Annotated in this window: 24 protein-coding genes; 10 read left to right on the forward strand and 14 right to left on the reverse strand. The window is 67.8% G+C overall.

The features are described 5' to 3' along the window. Nucleotides 1-46 precede the first annotated feature (46 nt). The 5 genes from ACUDTM_RS16060 to ahpC form a co-directional block, all read right to left on the reverse strand. Nucleotides 47-1,003: a transaldolase gene (locus ACUDTM_RS16060; RefSeq protein ID WP_061480133.1), complete on the reverse strand. Its 957-nt coding sequence runs from the start codon at nucleotides 1,001-1,003 to the stop codon at nucleotides 47-49. Nucleotides 1,004-1,053: 50 nt separating this feature from the next. Further along, nucleotides 1,054-1,458 carry a nucleoside diphosphate kinase regulator gene (gene rnk, locus ACUDTM_RS16065; protein WP_049414505.1) on the reverse strand — a complete coding sequence of 135 codons (405 nt, stop codon included), beginning with the start codon at nucleotides 1,456-1,458 and terminating at the stop codon, nucleotides 1,054-1,056. A 123-nt stretch (nucleotides 1,459-1,581) separates the two neighbouring features. Continuing rightward, a complete protein-coding gene (locus tag ACUDTM_RS16070) occupies nucleotides 1,582-2,544 on the reverse strand; it encodes a LysR substrate-binding domain-containing protein (RefSeq protein WP_111008012.1) in 963 nt (320 codons plus the stop codon). Nucleotides 2,545-2,629: 85 nt separating this feature from the next. Beyond that, nucleotides 2,630-4,222 (reverse strand): alkyl hydroperoxide reductase subunit F, encoded by a 1,593-nt coding sequence (gene ahpF, locus ACUDTM_RS16075; RefSeq protein WP_088497416.1) that lies wholly within the window; start codon nucleotides 4,220-4,222, stop codon nucleotides 2,630-2,632. 225 nt (nucleotides 4,223-4,447) lie between these two features. Beyond that, a complete protein-coding gene (ahpC, locus tag ACUDTM_RS16080) occupies nucleotides 4,448-5,011 on the reverse strand; it encodes an alkyl hydroperoxide reductase subunit C (RefSeq protein ID WP_005408159.1) in 564 nt (187 codons plus the stop codon). 355 nt (nucleotides 5,012-5,366) lie between these two features. On the opposite strand from ahpC, the gene prmC reads away from it, so the two are divergent. Continuing rightward, nucleotides 5,367-6,224 carry a peptide chain release factor N(5)-glutamine methyltransferase gene (gene prmC / locus ACUDTM_RS16085; protein ID WP_334271843.1) on the forward strand — a complete coding sequence of 286 codons (858 nt, stop codon included), beginning with the start codon at nucleotides 5,367-5,369 and terminating at the stop codon, nucleotides 6,222-6,224. A 48-nt stretch (nucleotides 6,225-6,272) separates the two neighbouring features. After that, entirely contained in the window at nucleotides 6,273-7,214 is a 942-nt protein-coding gene (pip, locus tag ACUDTM_RS16090) for a prolyl aminopeptidase (protein WP_088497418.1), read from the forward strand. 147 nt (nucleotides 7,215-7,361) lie between these two features. On the opposite strand, the gene ACUDTM_RS16095 is transcribed toward pip, so the two are convergent. Then, nucleotides 7,362-8,246 carry a LysR family transcriptional regulator gene (locus ACUDTM_RS16095; protein ID WP_088497420.1) on the reverse strand — a complete coding sequence of 295 codons (885 nt, stop codon included), beginning with the start codon at nucleotides 8,244-8,246 and terminating at the stop codon, nucleotides 7,362-7,364. Between the two features lie 105 nt (nucleotides 8,247-8,351). Here ACUDTM_RS16095 and ACUDTM_RS16100 point away from each other — a divergent pair, with 105 nt between their 5' ends. Then, nucleotides 8,352-9,764 (forward strand): MFS transporter, encoded by a 1,413-nt coding sequence (locus tag ACUDTM_RS16100; RefSeq protein WP_111201065.1) that lies wholly within the window; start codon nucleotides 8,352-8,354, stop codon nucleotides 9,762-9,764. 136 nt (nucleotides 9,765-9,900) lie between these two features. Here the strand turns inward: ACUDTM_RS16100 and ACUDTM_RS16105 are convergent, their stop codons facing one another. From ACUDTM_RS16105 to ACUDTM_RS16120, 4 genes are read right to left on the reverse strand one after another with little or no spacing between them, the layout of a single operon-like run. Beyond that, nucleotides 9,901-10,698, reverse strand: a complete 798-nt coding sequence (locus ACUDTM_RS16105; RefSeq protein WP_151355227.1) for an N-formylglutamate amidohydrolase — start codon at nucleotides 10,696-10,698, stop codon at nucleotides 9,901-9,903. Next, nucleotides 10,691-11,245, reverse strand: a complete 555-nt coding sequence (locus ACUDTM_RS16110) for an NUDIX hydrolase (protein WP_061480126.1) — start codon at nucleotides 11,243-11,245, stop codon at nucleotides 10,691-10,693. Before ACUDTM_RS16110 ends, ACUDTM_RS16105 begins: the two co-directional genes overlap by 8 nt. After that, nucleotides 11,242-12,177, reverse strand: coding sequence for a 5'-3' exonuclease (locus ACUDTM_RS16115; RefSeq protein ID WP_088496471.1), 936 nt, complete (start codon nucleotides 12,175-12,177; stop codon nucleotides 11,242-11,244). Before ACUDTM_RS16115 ends, ACUDTM_RS16110 begins: the two co-directional genes overlap by 4 nt. Continuing rightward, nucleotides 12,174-12,755, reverse strand: coding sequence for a nitroreductase family protein (locus ACUDTM_RS16120; RefSeq protein WP_061480136.1), 582 nt, complete (start codon nucleotides 12,753-12,755; stop codon nucleotides 12,174-12,176). The genes ACUDTM_RS16115 and ACUDTM_RS16120 overlap by 4 nt, the downstream gene beginning before the upstream one ends. A gap of 331 nt (nucleotides 12,756-13,086) precedes the next feature. Between ACUDTM_RS16120 and ACUDTM_RS16125 the strand changes: the two genes are divergently transcribed. Together ACUDTM_RS16125 and ACUDTM_RS16130 are read left to right on the forward strand one after the other, a co-directional pair. Beyond that, nucleotides 13,087-15,408 (forward strand): DUF1631 domain-containing protein, encoded by a 2,322-nt coding sequence (locus ACUDTM_RS16125; RefSeq protein ID WP_088496470.1) that lies wholly within the window; start codon nucleotides 13,087-13,089, stop codon nucleotides 15,406-15,408. Between the two features lie 51 nt (nucleotides 15,409-15,459). Further along, nucleotides 15,460-16,539: an NAD(P) transhydrogenase subunit alpha gene (locus tag ACUDTM_RS16130; protein WP_445391411.1), complete on the forward strand. Its 1,080-nt coding sequence runs from the start codon at nucleotides 15,460-15,462 to the stop codon at nucleotides 16,537-16,539. Nucleotides 16,540-16,640: 101 nt separating this feature from the next. On the opposite strand, the gene ACUDTM_RS16135 is transcribed toward ACUDTM_RS16130, so the two are convergent. From ACUDTM_RS16135 to ACUDTM_RS16145, 3 genes are read right to left on the reverse strand one after another with little or no spacing between them, the layout of a single operon-like run. After that, the gene (locus ACUDTM_RS16135) at nucleotides 16,641-17,102 is read right to left on the reverse strand and encodes a DUF3106 domain-containing protein (protein ID WP_049414516.1); all 462 of its coding nucleotides are present in this window, start codon (nucleotides 17,100-17,102) and stop codon (nucleotides 16,641-16,643) included. Between the two features lie 3 nt (nucleotides 17,103-17,105). Further along, entirely contained in the window at nucleotides 17,106-17,432 is a 327-nt protein-coding gene (locus tag ACUDTM_RS16140; RefSeq protein ID WP_072167907.1) for a hypothetical protein, read from the reverse strand. Beyond that, a complete protein-coding gene (locus ACUDTM_RS16145; RefSeq protein WP_082783364.1) occupies nucleotides 17,429-18,013 on the reverse strand; it encodes an RNA polymerase sigma factor in 585 nt (194 codons plus the stop codon). The genes ACUDTM_RS16140 and ACUDTM_RS16145 overlap by 4 nt, the downstream gene beginning before the upstream one ends. Before the next feature lie 98 nt (nucleotides 18,014-18,111). On the opposite strand from ACUDTM_RS16145, the gene ACUDTM_RS16150 reads away from it, so the two are divergent. Both ACUDTM_RS16150 and ACUDTM_RS16155 read left to right on the forward strand, forming a co-directional pair. Beyond that, a complete protein-coding gene (locus ACUDTM_RS16150) occupies nucleotides 18,112-18,432 on the forward strand; it encodes an NAD(P) transhydrogenase subunit alpha (protein ID WP_005415382.1) in 321 nt (106 codons plus the stop codon). Beyond that, nucleotides 18,429-19,889, forward strand: a complete 1,461-nt coding sequence (locus tag ACUDTM_RS16155) for an NAD(P)(+) transhydrogenase (Re/Si-specific) subunit beta (protein ID WP_072167909.1) — start codon at nucleotides 18,429-18,431, stop codon at nucleotides 19,887-19,889. Before ACUDTM_RS16150 ends, ACUDTM_RS16155 begins: the two co-directional genes overlap by 4 nt. Before the next feature lie 176 nt (nucleotides 19,890-20,065). Here the strand turns inward: ACUDTM_RS16155 and ACUDTM_RS16160 are convergent, their stop codons facing one another. Then, on the reverse strand, nucleotides 20,066-20,485 hold the full coding sequence (locus ACUDTM_RS16160) for a membrane protein (protein ID WP_032953950.1): 420 nt from the start codon (nucleotides 20,483-20,485) through the stop codon (nucleotides 20,066-20,068). Nucleotides 20,486-20,607: 122 nt separating this feature from the next. Here ACUDTM_RS16160 and sufT point away from each other — a divergent pair, with 122 nt between their 5' ends. The 3 genes from sufT to ACUDTM_RS16175 all read left to right on the forward strand — a co-directional run bounded on the left by sufT (nucleotide 20,608) and on the right by ACUDTM_RS16175 (nucleotide 24,507). Then, entirely contained in the window at nucleotides 20,608-21,159 is a 552-nt protein-coding gene (sufT, locus tag ACUDTM_RS16165) for a putative Fe-S cluster assembly protein SufT (RefSeq protein WP_005415385.1), read from the forward strand. 59 nt (nucleotides 21,160-21,218) lie between these two features. Then, entirely contained in the window at nucleotides 21,219-22,313 is a 1,095-nt protein-coding gene (locus tag ACUDTM_RS16170) for a branched-chain amino acid aminotransferase (RefSeq protein ID WP_005412326.1), read from the forward strand. 451 nt (nucleotides 22,314-22,764) lie between these two features. Beyond that, the gene (locus tag ACUDTM_RS16175) at nucleotides 22,765-24,507 is read left to right on the forward strand and encodes a S8 family peptidase (RefSeq protein WP_445391412.1); all 1,743 of its coding nucleotides are present in this window, start codon (nucleotides 22,765-22,767) and stop codon (nucleotides 24,505-24,507) included. The last annotated feature ends 164 nt before the right edge of the window (nucleotides 24,508-24,671 follow it).

Raw genomic sequence — 24,671 nt, forward strand, 5'->3', positions numbered from 1 at the left:
GCTCTGAGCCCCCCGCCACGAGGGGCTCAGCCGTTGGCCGGAATCCTCACAGTGCCGCGCGGATCCGCTCGCGCAGCGCTTCCAGATCCTTGGCAAACGCATCGATGCCGGTCGCCAGCTTCTCGGTCGCCATCGGATCGGCCGCCAGATCCGCCGCGAACTTCGCCGCATCGATCGGTGTCACCGCCGTGCCATCGGCGGCGCCGGCCACCAGCTTGCGCGGCAGCTCGCCGTGGTCGGCGTCCAGCTTTTCCAGCAGGTCCGGCGAAATCGTCAGGCGGTCGCAGCCGGCCAGCGCTTCGATCTGCGCGGTCGAACGGAACGAGGCGCCCATCACCACCGTCGGCGAACCGCGACGCTTGAATTCGGCATACACGCCGCGCACGAACTTCACGCCCGGGTCTTCATCGATGGTGGCCGGGGCCTGGCCGTTGGCCACGTACCAGTCCAGGATGCGGCCGACGAACGGCGAGATCAGGAACGCCCCGGCTTCGCTGCAGGCCAGCGCCTGGGTCGGGTTGAAGATCAGCGTCAGGTTGCAGTCGATGCCCTCGGCCTGCAGGATGCGCGCGGCTTCCACGCCTTCCCAGGTCGCGGCGATCTTGATCAGGATCTTCTCGCGCGGCACGCCGGCGTCGGCGTACATCTGGATGAACTGGCGGGCCTTGGCCACGGTGGCAGCGGTGTCGTGAGCCAGGTCGGCATCCACCTCGGTGGACACCCGGCCCGGCACCAGCGTGCTCAGCAGCGCGCCGACGCCGATGGTCAGGCGGTCGGCCACGGCGTGCACCACGGCTTCGCGGTCGCCCGTCTGCTGGCGGCCCCAGGCCAGTTCGCGTTCGATCAGCTCGGCGTAGACCGGCAGGTCCAGCGCCTTCTTCACCAGGGTCGGGTTGGTGGTGCAGTCCACCGGCTGCAGGCGCTTGATCGCCTCGTAGTCACCGGTATCGGCAACAACCACGGACAGTTCGCGCAGCTGGGACAGTTTGGACGGGGTACTCATTACGGCTCCTGGGACAGGGGGATCGAATCGCGCGCGGTGCGCAGCGGTAATCAGGGGCGGTCGTTGTGGACCGCGGTCACGCGCAGGCGCAGCTTGCGGCCGCCGGGCGCGGTCCAGTCGATGCTCTGGCCGATCGAAAGGCCGAGCAGGGCACTGCCGACCGGGGCCAGCACGGAAACCTTGCCTTCATCGACGTTGGCTTCGCGGGGGAAGACCAGGGTCAGGACGTGCTTTTCGCCCGACACTTCATCTTCGCACTCCACGCGCGAATGCATCATGACGATGCCTTCGGGAATCTGGTCCGGTGCCAGCACGGTGGCCCGGTTGAGTTCTTCAGCAAGCGCGAGCGCGGCAGGCGTCTGGCTCAGCGCGGGAGATTCGAGCATGGCGTCCAGGCGGTCCATGTCGAAGGTAGAAACGGTGATCGACGGCGGCAGGCCGCTGGCGGTGTTCATGGTGACGCTCCTTGGTTGAAAGCCATGCAAAAGGCGGCACCTGCTGGCGCCGCCTGTCTGTATTGTGGGGACAAATGCGGCCGGAATCGACTCCTGCCGATTCCGGGCCGGTGCTGCAGGGGTTCAGCCGTTCAGCGCCGGGCCGGGCAGGGCCGGTGCATCGCTGCCGGCATCGAGCGCCTCCAGCGTGAACAGCGCCTGCGGCAGGCGCTTGAACTGGTCGGCCAGGTCCATCAGGAAGTCGTTCATGGCCGAGCTGCGGCGCCAGATCATGGCGATGCGGCGGCTGGGACGGCCTTCGCCGGTGAAGTCGAGCAGGCGGATGTTGTTCGAGCGCGGCACTGGCGGCTGCACCGACAGACTCGGCAGCAGGGTGATGCCGACGTCGGCGGCGACCATCTGCCGCAGCGTTTCCAGGCTGGTGGCGCGGAACTCGGACTTCTCGTTGGCGCCGAACAGGCGGCAGACTTCCAGCGCCTGGTCGCGCAGGCAATGGCCGTCCTCCAGCAGCAGCAGCTTCTGCGTGGCCAGTTCCTGCACGTCCAGGTGCTCGCGACGTGCCAGCGGGTGGCGACCGGAGACGGCCAGCAGGAACGGTTCCTCGAACAGGAACTCGGCATGCAGCTGTTCGTCGATCACCGGCAGCGCCAGCAATGCAGCGTCGAGCTTGCCTTCGCGCAGGCGGTCCAGCAGCACATCGCTCTTTTCCTCGACCAGCAGCAGTTCCAGCTCCGGGAAGCGCTCGCGGATGCGCGGGATCACATGCGGCAGCAGGTACGGGCCGAGGGTCGGGAAGATCCCCAGGCGCACCGTACCGGCTTCCGGATCGCGGCTGCGTCGCGCCGCTTCCTTCAGCTGTTCCACTTCGGACACGATCACCCGCGCCCGTGCGGCTGCTTCCTGGCCGGCCGGGGTCAGCATCACCTTGCGCGGTGCGCGTTCCACCAGCGGCAGGCCGAGCTCTTCCTCCAGCTTGCGGATCTGCGTGGACAACGTCGGCTGGCTGACAAAGCAGGACGCGGCAGCCCGGCCGAAATGCTTGTGGTCGGCCAGGGCTACCAGGTACTTCAGATCACGTAGGTTCATCCTTACACCCCAGGGGTAACGGACCGGCTGACGGCGTGGTTACCCGACAGGCAGACAATGTTCCCGGTGATCTGGGAACGGTGGATCAGGCCGCTTCAGCAACGGCACCGCTGCTGTTGCTCACCGACGAGCGGATCAGGTGGTCGAACGCACTCAGTGCGGCGGTCGAGCCGGCGCCCATGGCGATGATGATCTGCTTGTAGGGCACCGTCGTGCAATCGCCAGCAGCAAACACACCCGGCAGGTTGGTCTGGCCGCGGTCGTCGATGACGATCTCGCCGCGCGGCGACAGCGCCACCACATCCTTCAGCCACTCGGTGTTGGGCAGCAGGCCGATCTGCACGAAGATGCCTTCCAGCTCGACGCGGTGGGCATCGCCGCCGATGCGGTCCTTGTAGACCAGGCCGGTGACCTTGCTGCCGTCGCCGAGCACTTCGGTGGTCTGTGCGCTGGTCAGCACGGTGACGTTGCCCAGGCTGCGCAGCTTCTTCTGCAGCACTTCGTCGGCACGCAGGCTGGAATCGAACTCCAGCAGGGTTACATGCGACACGATGCCGGCCAGGTCGATGGCCGCTTCCACACCGGAGTTGCCGCCGCCGATCACCGCCACGCGCTTGCCCTTGAACAGTGGACCATCGCAGTGCGGGCAGTAGGCCACGCCCTTGTTGCGGTACTGGTCCTCGCCCGGCACGTTCATCTGCCGCCAGCGCGCGCCGGTGGACAGGATCACCGAACGCGACTTCAGCACCGCGCCGTTCTCCAGCTGCACCTGCACCAGGCCGTCTTCGCCGGCCGGCACCAGCGCACTGGCGCGCTGCAGGTTCATGATGTCCACCTCGTACTCGCGCACGTGCTGCTCCAGCGCCGTGGCCAGCTTCGGGCCTTCGGTCTCCTTCACCGAGATGAAGTTCTCGATGGCCATCGTGTCCAGCACCTGGCCACCGAAACGCTCGGCGGCGATGCCGGTACGGATGCCCTTGCGCGCGGCGTAGATCGCCGCTGCAGCACCGGCCGGGCCACCGCCCACCACCAGCACGTCGAAGGCGTCCTTGGCGGCGATCTTCTCGGCATCGCGCTTGCTGGCATTGGTGTCCAGCTTGGCCACGATCTGCTCCAGGGTCATGCGGCCCTGGTCGAACACTTCACCGTTGAGGTACACGGTCGGCACCGACATGATCTCGCGCTTCTCGACTTCGTCCTGGAACAGGGCGCCATCGATGGCCACGTGCTGGATGCGCGGGTTGAGCACCGCGGCCAGGTTCAGCGCCTGCACCACGTCCGGGCAGTTCTGGCAGGACAGCGAGAAGTAGGTTTCGAACCTGTACTCGCCTTCCAGGTTCTGCACCTGCTCGATCAGCTCGGCGGTGGCCTTGGACGGGTGGCCGCCGACCTGCAGCAGGGCGAGCACCAGCGAGGTGAACTCGTGGCCCATCGGCAGGCCGGCGAAGGTCAGGTGGATGTCCTGGCCCGGCGTGCCCAGGTCGAAGGACGGCACGCGGCCCTGGCCATCGCGCAGGACCTGCAGCGTGATCTTGTCCGACAGGCTTTCCAGGGTCTGCAGCAGTTCCAGCATTTCCTGCGACTTGGCGCCGTCGTCGGCGTGCGCGGTGATCTGGATCGGGCGGGTCACGCGCTCCAGATAGGTCTTCAGCTGCGACTGCAGGTTGGCGTCCAACATCGGGTCATCTCCTGGCTTCAGGCAAACAGGGGGCGTGGCACCGCTGTAGAAGGTAGCGGACCAGCAGGGGGTAGGGGTGAACCCAAGACAGCGACCGTGGAAGGGGCTGGCTGGCCAAAGCTGGCGCGCGTTGGCTGTCTTGGGTTCACCCCCACGCCGGCGGGGGGACCGGCACGGGGATGAAGGGCGCGCCGTGGCGTGGGGCCACGGCAGGCCGGTACTGCCTTAGATCTTGCCGACCAGGTCCAGCGACGGGGTCAGGGTCTTCTCGCCTTCCTTCCACTTGGCCGGGCAGACCTGGTTCGGGTTGGCGGCGGTGAACTGGGCAGCCTTCAGCTTGCGCAGGGTCTCGGACACGTCACGGGCGATCTCGTTGGAGTGGATCTCCAGGGTCTTGATCACGCCTTCCGGGTTGATGATGAAGGTGCCGCGCAGGGCCAGGCCTTCTTCCGGAATGTGCACGCCGAAGGCGTTGGTCAGCTGGTGGGTCGGGTCGCCGACCAGCGGGAACTGGGCCTTGCCGACGGCCGGCGAGGTTTCGTGCCACACCTTGTGCGAGAAGTGGGTGTCGGTGGTGACGATGTAGACCTCGGCGCCGGCCTTCTTGAACTCGGCGTAGTGGTCGGCCGCGTCTTCGATCTCGGTCGGGCAGTTGAAGGTGAAGGCGGCCGGCATGAAGATCAGGACGGACCACTGGCCCTTCAGGCTGGCGTCGGAAACCTTGATGAACTCGCCGTTGTGGTAGGCGTTGGCTTCGAACGGCTGGATCTGGGTATTGATGAGGGACATCATTTTTCCTCTGGTGAAGGGGAGTGGGTGAATCGACAGGAGCTAGGTTACCCATTCGCTCGCGATAAGAACAATCCATTGATTGCATCTATTTGATAGATGGAGTCTATCAAATTGCCATGAGTAGGCACTGAACCGTGCCGCTCCTATCCTGTAACTGCTTGTGTGGCAAGGAAAATCGCCCGGGATGTGAGAAGAGGGCTGATAGCCCCTCCTTATACCCTCTGGCGAAACCTGAACGGATTCCAGCTTTTTTGTAGCGTCGAGCCATGCTCGAAGGTGGATCTGTAGAGCCGAGCCGATGCTCGGCTGTTCCAGCAGCAGCCGAGCATCGGCTCGGCTCTACAATTGAGACATGTCTTTCCAACCCGAACCCACTCTGCGTCAGGTCGTAGCCGACGCCAGTGCCCGCTTGGGCGGTGTCGACGCCCGCCACGAAGCCGAACTGCTGCTGCTGCATGTACTGCAGCGCCCGCGCAGCTGGCTGTTCGCCCATGCCACCGATCCGCTGGCCGCCAATGACCAGGCCGCCTTCGAAGCCTTGCTGGCCCGCCGTGTGGCCGGTGAGCCGGTTGCCTACCTGACCGGGCGCCGCGGTTTCTGGACGCTGGACCTGGAGGTCGACCCGGCCACGCTGATCCCGCGCCCGGAAACCGAGCTGCTGGTCGAGTTGGCGCTGGAGCGACTGCCGCCGGACCAGGCGTTGCAGCTGGCCGACCTCGGTACCGGCAGCGGTGCGATCGCACTGGCACTGGCCAGCGAACGGCCCCGGGCACAGGTGCTGGCCACCGATGCCAGCCCGGGCGCGCTGGCCGTGGCCGCGCGCAATGCCGCCCGCCATGAACTGGACAACGTCCGTTTCGCCGAGGGCGGGCACGACTGGTATGGGCCGCTGCAGGGCGTGCGCTTCGACCTGATCGCCAGCAATCCGCCGTACATCGCCAGCAACGACCCGCACCTGGAACAGGGCGACCTGCGCTTCGAACCGTCTACCGCGCTGGCCTCGGGCATGGACGGCCTGGATGACATCCGCCGCATCGTCGAGGGTGGCCAGGCCCACCTGCGGCCCGGCGGTTGGTTGCTGATCGAGCACGGTTGGGACCAGGGCGCCGCGATCCGGGCACTGTTCGAGGCGGCGGGATTTGCCGAGGTGCAGACCGTGCAGGACCTGGAGCAGCGCGACCGCATCACCCTGGGCCGGCGTCCGGCCTAGAATGGAGGTTCTCCTGCCCCGGCAGGGCATCACCCTGGAGCTGCAAGCATGCGTACGCTGTACCCCGCCATCACCCCCTACGACGTCGGCACCCTGAAGGTCGACGACCGCCACACGCTGTACTTCGAACAGTGCGGCAACCCGGAAGGCAAGCCGGTGGTGATGCTGCATGGTGGCCCGGGTGGCGGCTGCAGCGACAAGATGCGCCAGTTCCACGACCCATCCAAGTACCGCATCATCCTGTTCGACCAGCGCGGTGCTGGCCGTTCCACCCCGCACGCGGATCTGGTGGACAACACCACCTGGGACCTCGTCGCCGATATCGAGAAGCTGCGCGAGCACCTGAAGGTCGATCGCTGGCAGGTGTTCGGTGGCAGCTGGGGCTCGACCCTGGCCCTGGCCTATGCCGAAACCCACCCGCAGCGCGTGACCGAACTGGTCCTGCGCGGCATCTTCATGCTGCGTCGCTGGGAGCTGGAATGGTTCTACCAGGAAGGCGCCAACCGCCTGTTCCCGGATGCGTGGGAGCACTACCTCAAGCCGATCCCGTCGGTGGAGCGTCATGACCTGATCTCGGCCTTCCACCGCCGCCTGACCAGCGACGACGAAACCACCCGCCTGGAAGCGGCCAAGGCGTGGGCGGTGTGGGAAGGCGCGACCAGCTTCCTGCATGTGGATGATGACTTCATCAACAGCCACGAAGACCCGCATTTCGCGCTGGCGTTTGCCCGCATCGAGAACCACTACTTCGTCAACGGCGGCTTCTTCGAAGTGGAAGACCAGCTGCTGCGCGACGCGCACCGCATCGCCGACATCCCGGGCGTGATCGTGCACGGCCGCTACGACGTCGTCTGCCCGCTGGCCAATGCCTGGGATCTGACCAAGGTGTGGCCGAAGGCGAAGCTGGAAATCACCCCGGCCTCGGGCCACTCGGCGTTCGAGGCCGAGAACGTGGACGCGCTGGTGCGCGCCACCGATAGCTTCGCCTGACCGGTAGTGCCGGCCGCTGGCCGGCAACGCCGCACCGGTAGCGCCGGGCATGGCCCGACGCTGCCAACCCCATCCACGCATGGCGTGGATCTACCGCAGTCCACACGTGAAACGTCTGGATTTGCAGGCGCCGGCCAGCGGTCGGCGCTACCAGTCCCCAGCCAGCAACGCGTCGGCCAGTACCTGCAGTTTCGGCGAATGCTGGCGCGACGGCGGGTAGATCAGTGACAGCGCGCGGCTGCGGCCCTCAAACGGCTGCAGTACGCGCTGCAGGCGGCCGTCGGCCAACGCATCGGCCACCGCGAAATCCATCACCTGCACGATGCCGATACCGGCGATGGCCGCTTCCACCAGCGGATCGCCGCTGTCGAACACCATCCGCGCCGGTGGCGTGAAGTCGTGAAGCTGGCCGTCCTGCAGGAACTGCCAGTCCACCAGCCGGCCACTGCGCAGGTTGCGCACCGCCAGGCAGGCATGATCCCGCAAGGCGGCCACATCGTCGGGCGCGCCACAGCGGTCGAGGTAGTCCGGGCTGGCCACCGTCACCCAGCGCAGCGGCCGCAGTGGCCGCGCGACGATGCGCTGGTCGGCAATGACGCCGGTGCGCAGCGCGGCATCGAAGCCTTCCTCGACCAGATCGACCAGGCGGTCGTTGAGCACGGCTTCCACCTGCAGTTGTGGGTGCTGCTGCAGCATCGGCCCCAGCAGCGGTACCAGCACCTTGCGCCCGAACATCGAGGGCGCACTGATCTTCAGGGTGCCCGAGGGCGTGCACGGACGGTCGGCCAACTGGCGTTCGGCGTCTTCGAGACCGCACAGCAGGGGCGCGACCTGATCGACGAACTGGCGACCATCCGGGGTCAGTGCCACGTTGCGGGTGTTTCGCTGCAGCAGCTTCACCCCCAGCGTGGCCTCCAGCCGACTGATCGCGCGCGACAGGCCTGACTGGCTCAGGCCCAGCTGCCCGGCGGCGACGGTGAAACTGCGTGCTTCGGCCACCTGCACCAGCATGCGCACGGCATTGAGGTCCATCGAGGTTCCATTCATGCTGAAAATCATGACAGATATGGCCGGAAAGGGGTTTATTGATGGCTCTGCATCAATGAGACTGCGCTCCCCCACAGCACCGGAGCGTCGATGCCTCCCCTCAAGTACCCGCGCTGGGCGCTGGCCCTGCTGGCCACCGCCCAGCTGATCATCGCCCTGGACGCCACCATCATCTTCGTCGCCCTGCATGACATGGGGCGCGCGCTGGAGATCAACGCACAGCAGCTGCAATGGGTGGTCAGTGCCTACACCGTGGCCTTTGGCGGCAGCCTGCTGCTGGGCGGGCGTGCCGCCGACCTGATCGGCCGCCGCCGCTTCTACCGGCTGGGCATGCTGCTGTTCGCACTGGCATCGCTGCTCGGCGCGCTGGCGCCGAACGCCACCCTGCTGATCATCGCGCGTGCGGCGCAGGGCATCGGCGCGGCATTGCTGTTCCCTGCCACGCTGGCGCTGATCAACACGTTGTATGCGGAAGGTCCGGTGCGCAACCGTGCACTTGCGATCTGGAGCATGGCCAGCGCGGTGGGCCTGGCGCTGGGCACGCTGCTCGGTGGCGTGCTGACCCAGGCGTTCGGCTGGCCGGCGGTGCTGGCGGTGATCGTGCCGCTGGCCACCACCTGCGCGGTGACTGCGGGTGCGTGGTTGCCGGCCGATGGCCCGCGTGCGCAGGGCCGCTCGTTCGATCTGGCCGGCTGCATCACCGTCACTGCCGGCGGCAGCCTGCTGGTCACTACCCTCGTGCAAGGGCCGGAGTGGGGCTGGACTGCGCCGGCCACGCTGGGCTGCCTGCTGCTGTCGGTGCTGCTGCTGGTGGCGTTCGTGCAGATCGAACAGCGCAGCCGCGATCCGCTGATGCAGTTCGCGTTGCTGCGGCTGCCCGGACTGCGCGCGGCACTGGGCCTGACCTTCGCCTTCATGAGCAGCTATGGGGTGCAGTACTACTTCATGGCGCTGTACTTCCAGGACGGCTACGGCTGGAGCCCGCTGCAGGCCGGCCTGGCGTTCCTGCCCGCCACTGCGGTGTGCACGGTCGGCATCCAGCTGGCCGAGTGGACGCTGCAGCGCTGGAGCGCGCGCAAGGTGCTGGTGATCGGGCAGCTGGCCGGCGCCATCGGTATCGCCTGGGTGGCCGCGACGCTGCCGCACGGCGCGAACTTCTGGCCGCTGCTGCCGGGCGTGGTAGTGCTGAGCATCGGCCAGGGCATGACCTGGACCTCGATGTGGATCGTGGCCGGGCAGGGCGTGCCGTCCGCACAGCAGGGTGTTGCATCTGGCATGGCGGCGACCGCGCAGCAGATCGGTGGTGCGCTGGGCCTGGCCGTGCTGGTGATGGTGGCCAATGCCGATGCCGGTACAGCCGGTTCGCCGAGTGCACTGGCCGGGCTGGTGCGCGCCGAATACGGTGCCGCCTTGTTTTCACTGTTCGGCGTGGTGATCGCGCTGGGCCTGCGCCCGGCACCGGCCGAATCGGCCGCCACCGTCTGCCCGGCCAACGAGGCATGATTGAAGGCGCTGCCGTGGGCGGATGTGCCGCGCCTGTGGTAGTGCCGGCCGCTGGCCGGCAACCTCGGGGTGGTTGGATCACTGAGGTTGCCGGCCAGCGGCCGGCACTACCGATACGGGATGGAACCACGCGCGTTCAACCCAGCGCCAGCAACTCCGGTTGCAGCGCGCTGAAGATCCGCGCCAACCGCTCGGCCCACGCCTGCTGCCCTGCCATATCGGCAATGAGGTCCTGGCGGATCTCCAGTTCCACGTGCACCAGCCCGCGGCCTTCGCCATGCACCGGCACCGCGTAGTCGCTGGTACTGCTGACCGAATACGGTTCGTTGTCCCCCACCACCAGGTCGCCTTCTTCGCGCAATGCCTGCAGCAGGGCATGGGCAAAACGCATGTCCTGGTGGTACAGCACGCCGGCGTGCCAGGGCCGCTGCGTGCCGTTCATCACGGGGGTGAAGCTGTGCATCATCACCAGCAGGGTGGGCTGGCCGGCATCACGGCGCGCATCAAGCTCGGTCTCGATGCGTGCATGGTACGGCGCGTGGATCGCATCGATGCGCTGCTGGCGCTGCGCCGCCGACAGCCCGGCATTGCCCGGCACCACGGTGTGGTCGCTCACCTCCGGAATCAGCGTCGGTGAGGCCAGTGGGCGGTTGCAGTCGATCAGCAGCCGCGAGTACGTCTGTTCGATCGCCCAGGCATCGAGCCGTTCGGCCAGTGCACGGGTGGTGCCGGCGATGCCGATGTCCCAGCCGATATGGCGGTCCAGCTCGGCCTGGGGCAGGCCGAGCCCGGTCAGCGCACGCGGCACCTGCTGGCCGGCGTGGTCGGCCAGCAGGAGGTAGGGCGAGACGCCCTGCGCCCGGTGGATCGTGTAGATCGCCGGGTCGTCGGCGCCGAGCAACGCAGGCAGCCTGTGCAGGTCAGCGTCAGCCACGCGGGCGCCCGTCCAGGTGGTGCTCGATCATCCACAGCCCGGCCCAGAGCTTGGCGTCCAGCTCGTAGCCTTCGCCCATCTTCTGCACCAGCCACGCTGCAGCCTCATTGCGTGGAATCTCGTGCACGGTGATGTCCTCGCTGTCATCACCGCCCCCTTCGCCGATGCGGCGCAGGCCGGTGGCGCGCACGAAGGCGATCTTCTCGCTGCTGGCGCCGGAAGACGTCGGGCCGATCATCAGCACTTCGGCGTGATCGGCGGTCCAACCTGTTTCTTCTTCCAGTTCACGCACCGCCGAGACTTCGATCGATTCGCCGGCGTGGATGTCGCCGACCAGGCCGGCCGGCATTTCGATGGTGGGCGCCTGCAGCGGTACACGGAACTGTTCGACGAACAGCACCTTGTCCTCCGGGGTGACGGCGATGATGATCGCGGCCAGGCCACCGGCATGGGTGCGTTCGCTGTACTCCCAGGTACCGCGCACCAGCATGCGCTGGTACTTGCCTTCGTAGACGACGCGCGGGGCTTCGGTATTGCGCTGGCTCATGCGGGCTCGCTGTGGGAGGGAAGAGGATCGGCCACGCCGGCGGCGTCGAACAGCCGGCGGCGGGTCATCGGGCCGAAGCGCAGGGTCTGGCACAGGCCACCGAGCAGCTCTGGATCGGCCGATTGGCGCAGCAGTCCGGGCTGGCTGCCCTCCAACGGCGCGTCCAGCGCGATGGTGGTCAGCTGGCGCCAGAGCTGGGCGTGCTCGCGCTGCTCGCGCAGCCGCACTGCCATCTGTGCAGCGCCACGCAGGCGCAGGAACGGCACTTCGTCCAGTCGTTCGAACAGCGCATCCATGCTGCCGAAATGGGCCAGCAGCACGGCGGCCGATTTGCTGCCGACGCCACTGACACCGGGAATGTTGTCCACCGCATCGCCACACAGCGCCAGGTAGTCGGCGATCTGGTGCGCGTGCACGCCGTGCCGCGCCTTCACCCCGGCCACGTTCCAGCGCTGGTTGCGGGCGTAGTCCCACTGCTCGTCATGGTCGACCAGCAGCTGCGACAGGTCCTTGTCGGCGGAGATGATCACCCCGCGATGGCTGCCCCGGTGTACGTGCAGGGCGCTGCCGATCAGGTCGTCGGCCTCGTAGTCGTGGTGGGCCAGGACCGCAAGGCCCAGCGCCGCGCACAGCGCCTTGCAGTGCACGAACTGGCGCTTGAGCGCCTCCGGTGCCGGCTCGCGGTTGGCCTTGTAGGCCGGATACAGCCGGTGGCGGAAACCGCTGTCGAGCGCTTCGTCGAAGGCGATGGCGATGTGCCGCGGGCGCTCGCGCTCGAGCAGGTCCAGCAGGAAGCGGGCGAAGCCGTGCACCGCATTGGTGGGCCAGCCCTGTGCGTCCTGGAACTGGTCTGGCAGTGAATGCCAGGCACGGAACACGTAGATGCTGGCATCAACCAGGTACAGCGACGGCGGGGCGGCCGGCAGGGTCATGCCGGGGGCGTCCAGTCGCGCAGCAGGGCCGCCGGGTCGGGGCGCTCGCGCTCGGGTACGTCGGCCTTGGGCGTACCGATGTGGATGAAGCCGGCGATGCGTTCGCCGTCGACCAGGCCCAGGTGGGCCTGCACGGCTGGATCGAAGGCCATCCAGGCGGTCAGCCACTGTGCGCCGAAACCCAGCGCCTGCGCGGCCTGCAGCAGGGCGAAACAGACGCAGCCGGCGGTCATCAGCTGTTCCTGTTCGGGCACCTTCGGGTCCGGCCGCGGGCTGGCCACCACCACGATCACCAGCGGTGCGTGGCTGAAACGCTGGCGGTCCTTCTCGAACACGGCCTCGCCCGCATGTGGGTCGCGCTGGCGGCTGCGTTCAGCCAGGAACTCGCCCAGAGTGTGACGTGCATCGCCTGCGATTTTCAGGAAGCGGAACGGCACGCGCTTGCCGTGGTCGGGCACGCGCACCGCCGAGGCCAGCATCCGCTGCAGGGTGGCCGGGTCCGGCCCGGGCTCGCCCAGTTGCCGCGAGGGCACCGAGCGGCGGGCATCCAGGGCGAGCAGGGCAGCAGGATCGGGCATGGAGTCTGAACCGGTCATCACGGGCGTTTGATTATAGTCGGGGTGGTCAATGACGCCGTTTGTGTCGCGTCCGGCCCTTGAATACCAAACTGTGATGAACATCATGCCACTGGCGGGAAACGGACAGCCGCTTCCCCTCGCCTCGTGGGCCTTGCACGGCTTACGATATCTGTCTTGCCGGGCCGCCGGTCATGAGGTTTGAAGTGAGGACTGTTTCACTGTCCGTGACGGGCTGGCCGGCCTACCATCGACGTTCCGGTACATGGGGTGTGCCGGAAGCCGCGATGTCCATGCTGTCTGTCGTACCAGAGAAGGTGGGGAGCCTTCCCGAATGATGAGCGTGCCCACACCGATGGGATCGCCGGGCCGTGACCCGGCCCAGCTCCAGCGTGCCCGGGACATGGTCCTGCCCGCGCTGTGCCAGGCCTTCGGGGCGGCACTGGCGCGTTTCGACGATGCCCTGTTCGACCGCGCCGGCAATGCCGGCTCGTCGCAGTTGCTGTTCCTGGACGCGATGCGCGAACTGCGCCGGCGCCGTGAGGACATCGCGGCCGCTTTCGCAGGCCACCTGCAGCAGGCCTGGGCCGCATTGGAGGCTGGTGAGCCGCTGTCAGCCGAGGCGACCCTGTCCGGGCCGGCCGAGGATGGGCTCAGCCTGCTGGCCGAGCATGTGCTGGAATCCCGGTTGGCGGTGCGCAATTTCGCCACTGTGTTGCTGCGTGACTTCAAGCCGGTGCTGGCGCGGCTGGATCGCCGCCTGGGCCGGTTGATCGGCGGCGCGGAACTGGACGCCGACCACAATCCGATCAGCCCCGAACACCTGGGCGTGGCCATCCACGAGGCCTTTGCCGGCTGTGAACTGGCCCCGGAAGTGCATCTGGTGCTGATCAAGCTGTGCGAGCGCGACCTGCGTGCACCAGTCGGTCGCATCTACGAGAAGCTGGACGAGCAGCTGGCCGCAGCCGGCGTGATGTCGCAGATGGGGGCTCCGCAGCGCCCACAACCGCCGGCACCGGATCCGCGCATGGCCGGGATGCTGGATGACCTGGTCGAGCATCGCCACGGCGTGGGCGTCGATCCGGGGTTCAGCGATGACGAGCAGGCCGCACCGGCCTGGGCGCAGCGCTTCGCCGCCCGCTGGTCCGAGCGCCGCGGGCATATGCAGCAGCACCTGGGCGGCGATGACGGCGCCACCGGCGAGGCCTACGCTGGCCAGCAGGGCATGCTGCTGGAAGCGCTGCACGAACTGCTGCAGCAGACCCGCCACGTGCGTGAGGATGCCACGTCTGCGGCGCAGGTGGCGGTTGGCCAGCAGCGCCCGCTCAGCCAGCGCGAAATGATGTCGGTGCTGTCGCTGCTGCAGGCCACGCCCAGCGCCACCCTGCGCGCGGCCATCGGCGAGGACGGCGAATCGCTGGCGCAGCGCCTGAAGAGCGAAGTGCTGTCCAGCGCTACCCAGCTTGGCGTCGATCCGGGCCAGACCCGGCTGGACCCGCAGGATGAGGACGCCATCGACCTGGTCGGCATGCTGTTCGACGTGATGCTGGACGAGCGCGAACTGGAAGGCCGCTCGCGCGAACTGATCGGCCGCCTGGTGGTGCCTTTCGTCAAGGTCGCCATGCTCGACCGCCGCATGTTCGTGCAGAAGACCCACCCGGCGCGCAAGCTGCTCAACTCGCTGGCCGAGGCCTGCGAGGGCAACACCGGCGAGAGCCAGGCCGAGCGCATGCTGATGGCCAAGGTCGAAGAGATCATCGAGCGCCTGGTGGCCGAGTTCAACGAGAACCTGGCGATCTTCCTGACCCTGGAAGAGGAATTCCGCGAGTTCCTGGTGCAGCATCGTCGCCGGGTGGAAATCGCCGAGCGCCGTGCCGCAGAAACGCAGCGCGGCCAGGAAAAGCTGGAGATGGCCCGCAGCCGGGCCGGTGCGGAACTGGACCGCCGCATCGGTGACGCCACGCTGCCGCCGGCCATTGCCGAGTTCCTGCGCCAGCCGTGGCAGCATCATCTGACCCTGGCGCTGCTGCGCGAGGGAGAAGAAGGCGCGTCGGTGGCCGAGGCATTGAGCCTTGGCGATGGCCTGCTTGAGGAAGTGGCCGAGGCCCGCCGCCAGATCGTCGGCAAGCCGTGGCTGCAGGCCTGGCAGCCGGTGCTGGCCAAGGTGTTTGCCAGCGTCGGCGTGCACGGCGATGCGGCCACCGCCGCCATTGATGCCCTGCATGACACCCTGCAGGGCATCGCCGAATCGCGGCCGGAACTGCAGCGTGCGCTGCCGGAGCTGCCGCAGGTTGCCTTGCCGGCGCCGCCAGTGGCTGAATCGCCGGCGGTTGAGCTTGGCGGGCAGATTGACGCCGACGATTTCGACAACGCCGATGCCGACCGCTTCCGCCGCATGGAAATCGGCAACTGGCTGGACTTCATCGACAAGGATGGCAAGGTGCAGGCGGGCAAGCTGTCCTGGGTCAGCCCGATTTCCTCGCGCCTGCTGTTCGTCAACCGTCGCGGCGTGCGCTTCTGCGTGGCCTCGCCTGAAGAGCTGGCGGTGATGATGCGGCTGGGTCGCCTGCGTGCCCACGTTGATGATGGCGCCTTCGACAGCGCCATGCAGGGCGTGATCGATCGCCTCGACCCGGGCAGCGCCACGCTGCACTGAGCGGGTGCCGCCTGCTAGGATCGGGAAACTCACCGATCAGCGGGGATCTGCATGGCCGTGGCGTTGCTGGGGATCAAGGAGACCGCGCCGGGCGAACGGCGCGTGGCACTGACGCCGGAGACCGCGCGCAGGCTCGGGGCCTTGGGCATTGCCGTCTGGTATGAGGCGGGCGCGGGTTTGGCCGCTGGTTTCACCGACGCCGCCTATGACGATGCCGGTGCACGCGTCTTCGACGCGGGCCGCTGGGCCGAGATCGATATCCTGCTGTGCGTGCAGGCCCCCCCTGCGGCGGTGCTGGAACAGCTCAAGCCCGGCGCCAGCGTGGTCGGCCTGCTGGCCCCGGCCAGTGATCCGGCGCTTGCGGCATTGGCCGCTGGCGACCGCCTGCAGCTGTTCCCGCTGCAGCAGCTGCCGCGCACCACCCGTGCGCAGGCGATGGATGTACTCAGTTCGCAGGCCGGCATGGCCGGCTACAAGGCGGCGCTGATCGCCGCCGAACGCGCGCCGCGCTTCTTCCCGATGCTGACCACTGCTGCCGGCACCGTGCGGCCGGCCAAGGTGCTGGTGATCGGTGCCGGCGTGGCGGGCCTGCAGGCCATCGCCACCGCGCGCCGCCTCGGTGCACAGGTGGAAGGCTTCGACGTGCGCCCGGAAACCCGCGAGCAGATCCAGTCACTGGGTGCACGCTTCCTCGACCTCGGGGTCAGCGCGGCGGGCGAGGGAGGCTATGCGCGGGCGCTGACCGATGACGAGCGCGCCGAGCAGCAGCGTCGGCTGGCCGACCACCTGCGCAGTGTGGACGTGGTGATCTGCACGGCTGCGGTACCGGGCCGCCCGGCACCGACCATCGTGACCGCCGCGATGGTGGAAGGCATGGCCACCGGCAGCGTCATTGTTGATCTGGCGGCGGAAAGTGGCGGCAACTGCGCACTGACCCTGCCGGGGCAGTGCATCGAACACCAGGGCGTGACCATCGACGGTCCGCTGGGCCTGGCCAGCCGCGGCGCGACCCAGGCCAGCGAGATGTATGCGCGCAACCTGCTCAACTTCGTTGCGCTGTTTGTGCGCGAAGGCCAGCTCGGGTTCGACTGGGACGACGAGCTGCTGGCGAAGACACGCTGGCAGGGGTGAACCTCATTGCCTCCTGTAGAGCCGAGCCCATGCTCGGCTTGCGCAGGCGCGATAGAGCAGCAGAGCGTGGGCTCGGCTCCACAAAGGGTTGAACGTTGCCTTTACCGCGGCTTCGCCGGCGGCGGGTTCTCCCGCACCCAGTCCTTGCGTTGCTCCGGCGTCATCTGCGACCAGCGCTCGCGCAGTGCGTCGCGCTGCGCGGGCGGCAGATCCCGCATCTGACCGAACAGGGCCCGGGCCTGCTCACGCTGTTCCGGGCTCATGTGCTCGAAGCGGCGCAGGCCACGGCGGGCCTTGTCGCGCTCCTCCGGGCTCATCGTCTGCCAGCGCTGGCCATGCGAGAGCATCCGCTGGCGCTGGCCGGCATCGGCGCTGTTCCAGCGGTCGCGCAGTGGCGCCAGCAGCGATTCCCGCTGCGCTTCGCTCAACTGTTCCCAGGCCGGCAGCGGCGTGGCCGGCGCAGGGCGCGCCGCAGGGGCGGGCGCGGCGCTCTGCGCCAGCGCCGGGAGGGCCGGCAGCAGCAACAGGGTCATCAGCAGGGGCAGGGTGTGCAGTCGGGACATGATTCACTCCATCGCCAGGTCGGTATCGCCCAGCCACAGGTACAGATCGGGATTTTCGTCGTACAGCACGCTGTTGTCTTCCATCGAGGCCAGCACCGGTGCCGGCACGGCGGGCGACAGGGGGCTGTGGCCGCTGAACTGCAGGCCGACCCCCAGCGCCACCACCAGAGAACAGGCGCTGGCCAGCCACCAGCGCCAGCGCCCGTGACGGGCCGCGCTGGCGCCGTGGCGCGCCAGGCGCAGCCGTGCCAGCGTGGCCGGCGACAGCGCCTGCAGCGACTGCGCGTGCAGGTCGCGCAGGGTGTCATCGGAAGGCAGGGAGCGGTTCACGGGTGGGTCTCCAGGTAGTCCTGCAGCGCCTGCCGGGCGCGTGCCAGATGGGTTTTTACCGCGCCTTCGCTGCAGCCCATGGCGCGGGCGGTGGTGGCCCCGTCCAGGTCCTGCAGCACGCGCAGGGTGAAGGCCTCGCGCTGGCGTGCGGGCAGGGTACGCAGCGCCTGCACCAGTTGCTGGTACTGCTGGCGCTGTTCGTGCGCCTGCGCCGGGTCCGGGCCGGGGTCGGCCCAGTCGATCCCGACTCCGTCGGCGTCCTGGTTGTCGCGCCAGAACGGCAGGCGGAAACGGCGCCGGCGCTGCAGGTCGATCACACGGCGGCGCAGGATGCTCCAGAACAGGGGCGCCCATTCGGCCGCTGGCTTGTCTGCGTAGTCCAGCATGCGCATCAGCGCGTCCTGCACCGCGTCCATGGCGTCTTCGCGCTGGCGCAGGCCGGCCTCGGCGAAACGGAACGCGCGCGGGCCGACGCTGGCCAGGAACGCCTCCAGCGATGCCGGCAGGGCATCGGTGTCGGCGCTCGGGGGGACGGGGCTGCTCACCAGCACAGGGTACGGTTCCTCGCTCGGGCTCACCATCGACAACGCGTGAGCGTCGCCGCGGTTGACGCCGGGTGCGCGCCGGGTTCAGCCCGTGGTTATGATGGGCCGACGAAGACAGAGCGGGAGCGTTGCCAGTGAGTGACGGGTTCGTAGCGCTGTACATCTTCATGCTGGCGGCCATCGCCGGCCACGTGATCATTTCGCGGGTGCCGGTGATCCTGCATACCCCGCTGATGTCGGGTTCCAACTTCATCCACGGCATCGTGCTGATCGGCGCGATGGTGGTGCTGGGGCACGCGCAGACGCCGCTGGAAAAGGCGCTGGGCTTCCTTGCCGTGGTGCTCGGTGCCGGCAATGCCGCCGGTGGCTACGTGGTCACTGCGCGCATGCTGGAGATGTTCAAGCCGAGCGCGCCCAAGGGCGGCAGGGACGAACCGAAGGAGCCACAGGCTTGAACATCAGCACCGTCGAACTGCTCGACTGGCTGGTCAAGGCCAGCTACCTCGTCGCCGCCACGCTGTTCCTGCTGGGTCTGCAGCGCATGGCTTCGCCGCTGACCGCGCGCAGCGGCATCCGCTGGGCCGGGCTGGGCATGCTGCTGGCCACGGTGGCGACCTTCTTCCTGCCTGAACTGCACAACGTGCCGCTGATCCTGGTCGCACTGCTGCTGGGCGCGGGCCTGGCCTGGTGGTCGGCCGGCAAGGTGGCCATCACCGACATGCCGCAGATGGTGGCGTTGTACAACGGCATGGGCGGTGGCTCGGCGGCGGCGATCGGTGCGGTGGAACTGCTGCGCTATGCCTTCCTTGCCAACCGCGATACCCGCCATTGGAGCGAGCAGGCGCTGGCCGACCTGGCCGCGCGCCAGCCCTCGGGCATGGTGCTGCTGCTGGCGGTGGTCGGCGCGGCGATCGGTGCGGTCTCGCTGTCCGGTTCGGTGATCGCCTGGGCCAAACTGGACGGACGCCTGGACAAGCGCGTGACCTGGCCCGGCCAGCAGCTGATGAACCTGATGGTGGCACTGGCGGTGGCGGTGCTGGCGATCATCGCGGCCAGCACGCTAAACACCTCGGCAATCGTCGCCTTCTTCGTGCTGGCGCTGGCACTGGGCGTGCTGATGACGTTGCCGATCGGTGGCGCCGACATGCCGGTGGTGATCTCGCTGTACAACGCATTCACCGGCCTGGCGGTGTCCTTCGAAGGTTATGTGCTGGGCAATGAGGCGCTGATCATCGCCGGCATGATGGTCGGCGCGGCCGGCATTCTGCTGACCCGGTTGATGGCCAAGGCGATGAACCGGCCGATCCGCAACGTGCTGTTCTCCAACTTCGGCGGCGGTGCCGGAGGCGAGGCACAGGCGATCACCGGCGCGCAGAAGCCCATCGAAGCGTCGGACGTCGCGGCGATGATGGCCTTTGCCGAGCGCGTGGTGATCGTGCCCGGCTACGGCATGGCGGTGGCGCAGGCCCAGCACAAGATCTGGGAACTGGCGCAGCGGCTGGGCCAGCGTGGCGTGAAAGTGAAGTTCGCGATCCACCCGGTGGCCGGGCGCATGCCCGGGCACATGAACGTGCTGCTGGCCGAGGCCGGCGTGCCCTACGATCTGATCGCCGACATGGACGACATCAACCCCGAGTTCGCCAATACCGACGTGGTGCTGGTGATCGGTGCCAACGACGTGGTCAATCCGGTGGCGCGGACCGACCCGGCCAGCCCGATCTACGGCATGCCGGTGCTGGACGTGGTCAACGCGCGCAACGTGGTGGTGATCAAGCGTGGCAAGGGCACCGGTTTTGCCGGCATCGAGAATGCGCTGTTCTACGCCGACAACACCCGCATGCTCTATGGCGACGGCGCCGAAGCGGCGGCCTCGCTGGTGAGTGAACTGAAGGCGCTCGACGGCGGGCATTGAGTTGAGGACCGGGGTCGGATCCCTTTCCGCAGGAAAGGGCTCTGCCCCCCTTGCCGGCCAGCGGCCGGCACTACCCCATCCGCGCGTGGTGGCTGCAGCGGGTAGGTGCGGTCCCTGGTCCGCACGCCTTTGCCGGCCAGCGGCCGGCACTACCGAATCCAAGAATCTCTACGCGCTCAGCGCGCCAGCCAGGCACCTACGGCCACGGCCACGGCCAGCCACAGCCATTCCACCGCGCCGTTGGCCAGGCTGATCAGGGTCCAGGCCAGGTGCGGGCCCATCCGCGTGGTGGCATCCCACAGGTCCAGTCCGATCGAGCCGCCCATCCAGGCGCTGGCGATGGCCCAGTTGGCCACGGCGGCCACCAGCAGGGTGCCGAGCACGACCAGGGCGACGCGCAGCCGGCCTGGGCCCAGCGTGCCCAGGCGCAGCATGAACACCAGTTCCAGGGCGGCCAGCACCGCCATCCAGCCGACCTGCCGGCCGGTCATCAGCGCCAGGACCATCCAGGCGAGGGGAGCGACAAACAGGCCCAGCAGCAGCATGAGGGGCCAGAGCCAGGTCACGGTCCTGGCACGCGCGGCATTGGAGGACATCGAAGCTCCCAGAAGATCACCCACAGGATACTGTGGTTTGCCGCAGTGCACCGGCGGTGCGGGGGCGGCTGGGCTAGAATGCCGTCTTGCGTGGCCTCGGCCACGGCCCCATATCGGTCCCCATGTATTCCCGTAGCAGCGAACCTGTCCACTTCGAACGCGATTGCGAGGCCGTGATGGTCCCGCAGGGCGACACCGTGACCCTGCCTGCCGGCAGCTATGGGTACATCACCCAGGCGCTGGGCGGCAGTTATTCGGTGTTCGTCGAGGGCAACCTGTTCCGCATCGCCGGCAAGGACGGCGATGCCATCGGCAAGGAGGCACCGGCGCCGCTCGAGTTGCCGGCCGACGCCACCGATGAACAGGTGGAGCAGCTGGTGTGGCAGCAGCTGCGCACCTGCTTCGATCCGGAAATTCCGGTCAACATCGTGGAACTGGGCCTGGTCTATGAAGTCGAGATCAAGCACCTGGATGAGGGCAAGCGCGAGATCGACGTGAAGATGACCCTGACCGCCCCGGGCTGCGGCATGGGCGAGATCCTGGTCGACGACGTGCGCAGCAAGCTTGAAATGATCCCGACGGTGGCCGAGGCCGACGTCGACCTGGTGTTCGACCCGCCGTGGAACCAGCACATGATGTCCGAGGCGGCCCGGCTAGAGACCGGCATGCTTTGACCCAGGGCCCGCAGTGACGCGGGCCTGGCACTACCCGCAACCAGAACAGGAATCCTCCGGTGTCCCAGTCCATCCCCAGCTTCGCCGTCACCCGTTCGGACCACCCGCGCAGCGCTGAAGAGCGCGCCAAGATCCTGGAGAAGCCGGGCTTCGGCCTGCACTTCACCGATCACATGGTGGAAGTGCGCTGGGACAAGGATGCCGGCTGGCACAATGCCAACGTGCGCGCCTACGGCCCGCTGCAGCTGGACCCGGCCGCCGCCGTGCTGCATTACGGCCAGGAAATCTTCGAAGGCATCAAGGCCTACCGCCACGCCGACGGTTCGATCTGGACCTTCCGCCCGGATGCCAACGGCCGTCGCCTGCAGCGTTCGGCGCAGCGCCTGGCGTTGCCGGAACTGCCGGTGGAGATCTTCGTCGAATCGCTGAAGCAGCTGATCGCCGTCGACAGTGACTGGGTGCCTTCGGCCGATGAGTCGAGCCTGTATTTCCGCCCGTTCATGATCGGCGACGAGGCCTTCCTCGGCGTGCGCGGCGCGCACAAGGCCGGCTACTACGTCATCGCCAGCCCGGCCGGCCCGTACTTCGCCAAGGGTGTTGCCCCGGTGTCGATCTGGCTGTCCACCGAGTACGCGCGTGCGGCCAAGGGCGGCACCGGTGCCGCCAAGTGCGGTGGCAACTACGCTGCCTCGCTGCTCCCGCAGCAGAAGGCGCAGGCGCAGGGCTGCTCGCAGGTACTGTTCCTCGACCCGGTCGAAGGCAAGTACCTGGAAGAACTGGGCGGCATGAACGTGTTCCTGGTCTACAAGGACGGCACGCTGGTCACCCCGGAACTGTCGGGCAGCATCCTCGAGGGCATCACCCGCGAGAGCATCCTGCAGCTGGCCCGCGACCGTGGCATGAAGGTCGAAGAGCGCAAGGTCAGCATCGACGAGTGGAAGGACGGCGTCGCCTCCGGTGCGATCAGCGAAGTGTTTGCCTGTGGCACCGCCGCGGTGGTCACCCCGATCGGCCAGCTGAAGGGCGAGGGCTTCTCGGTGGGCGACATCAACGCGCCGGCCGGCGAAGTGACCATGTCGCTGCGCAAGGAACTGACCGATATCCAGTACGGCCGCCTGCCGGACCGCCACAACTGGCTGGTCAAGCTGGGCTGATCGCCCACATCGAATCGTAGAGCCGGGCCCGCGCCCGGCTGCGCTTCTGGAAAGCCCGTCCCCGCGACGGGCTTTCTGCGTTTCGAGCCAAGGGGTCAGATCCCTTTCCGCGTGAGAAAGGGATCTGCCCCGGATCGGTGGACGCCGATGTCGGCAAAGTCATTCCAGGACACGTGACGACCCAGTCAGGTCTGTGCAGGACACGAGAAAGTTCCTTCACCTTCACAAACCCTCGACCCAAAAAGTCTCAGAACTAACATTTCATCTTGCTGAAAAGACGCTGAAAATCTTGTGGTGTCCGGTTTCGGCCATTAGCGTCATATGTACGGCGGATCGTTAGGGGGATCCGCTGACTCATCGGACTTCGAACCTCGCCAACGCAAGCCAGCCCAGGGTTCGGGCCGGTGCTTCTGCCGATTCCGGCATTCACACCACAAGAAAGGGAAATACGATGTCCCAGGTAACGCAACCGCGTGTGCGTCGAGTGTGGGTGGTCCTTGGTGCGTCCGTTCTGTCATCGCTGCTGCTGGCCACGCCTGCGCTGGCCGGTGACGTCCAGCTCAGCGGCCTGCAGTCCGCGCCGACGCACCAGCGCTTCATCGTGAAGTACCGCGACGGCAGTGCGCCGGTGGCCAACACCACGGCACTGGCCTCTTCTCTGAAGACTGCCGCCGCCGGCCTGGCCAGCAGCCAGGGCCGCGCGCTGGGCCTGCAGGAGGTCCGCAAGCTGGCCGTTGGCCCGACCCTGGTCAAGACCGATCGCCCGCTTGACCAGGCCGAATCCGAGCTGCTGATGCGCAAGCTCGCCGCCGACCCGAACGTGGAATACGTCGAAGTCGACCAGATCATGCGTGCGACGCTGACCCCGAATGACACCCGCTTCAGCGAACAGTGGGGCTTCGGTACCTCCAACGCGTCGATCAACGTGCGGCCGGCCTGGGACAAGGCCACCGGCACCGGCGTGGTGGTGGCCGTGATCGATACCGGCATCACCAACCATCCCGATCTCAACGCCAACATCCTGCCTGGCTATGACTTCATCAGCGATGCCGCGATGGCGCGCGATGGCGGTGGCCGCGACAACAACCCGAATGACGAGGGCGACTGGTACGGCGCCAACGAGTGCGGCTCGGGCATCCCGGCCTCCAACTCCAGCTGGCACGGTACCCACGTCGCCGGCACCGTGGCGGCGGTGACCAACAACAGCACCGGCGTGGCCGGTACTGCGTTCAATGCCAAGGTCGTCCCGGTGCGCGTGCTGGGCAAGTGCGGCGGTTACACCTCCGACATCGCCGACGCGATCGTGTGGGCCTCTGGCGGCACCGTCAGTGGCGTGCCGGCCAACGCCAACCCGGCCGAGGTCATCAACATGTCGCTGGGTGGTGGCGGCACCTGCTCGGCCACCTACCAGAACGCCATCAACGGCGCGGTCAGCCGTGGTACCACCGTGGTGGTCGCCGCCGGCAACAGCAACACCAACGTGTCCTCGTCGGTGCCGGCCAACTGCGCGAACGTGATCGCGGTGGCGGCCACGACCTCGGCCGGTGCGCGTGCCAGCTTCTCCAACTACGGTGCCGGCATCGACATTTCCGGCCCGGGCCAGAGCATCCTGTCCACCCTCAACACCGGTACCACCACGCCGGGCAGCGCCAGCTACGCGTCGTACAACGGCACCTCGATGGCGGCGCCGCATGTGGCCGGCGTGGTTGCGCTGATGCAGTCGGTGGCGCCGAGCGCACTGAGTCCGGCGCAGGTCGAAAGCATCATCAAGAGCACTGCACGCCCGCTGCCGGGCGCCTGCTCCGGTGGCTGCGGCGCCGGCATCGTCGACGCCAACGCGGCCGTGGATGCGGCGATCAACGGCGGTGGCAACCCGAACCCGGGTGGCAACGTGCTGCAGAACAACGTGCCGGTGACCGGCCTGGGCGCTGCGACCGGTGCCGAGCTGAACTACACCGTCGCCGTTCCGGCCGGTAGCATCCAGCTGCGCGTGACGATCAGTGGCGGCAGCGGCGATGCCGACCTGTACGTGCGCCAGGGCAGTGCCCCGACCGATACCAGCTACACCTGCCGTCCGTACCTGAGTGGCAACAGCGAGACCTGCACCATCAACAGCCCTGCCGCTGGCACGTGGTATGTGCGGGTGAAGGCCTACAGCACCTTCTCGGGCGTGACCCTCAACGCCCAGTACTGAGCCCAAGTCCCTCTCCAAGGGCACGCCCTGGCTTCGGCCGGGGCGTTCTTGCTTCTGTGGGGCCGAGCCCATGCTCGGCTGCTCTGGCTGCGGACCGTTGTGCCGCGCTGGCACGCGGTTGCCGAGCATGGCTCGGCACTACAAGCGCAGCGCTCTGGCAGGTG

It is taken from the genome of Stenotrophomonas maltophilia group sp. vghtpe118 (assembly GCF_052605195.1).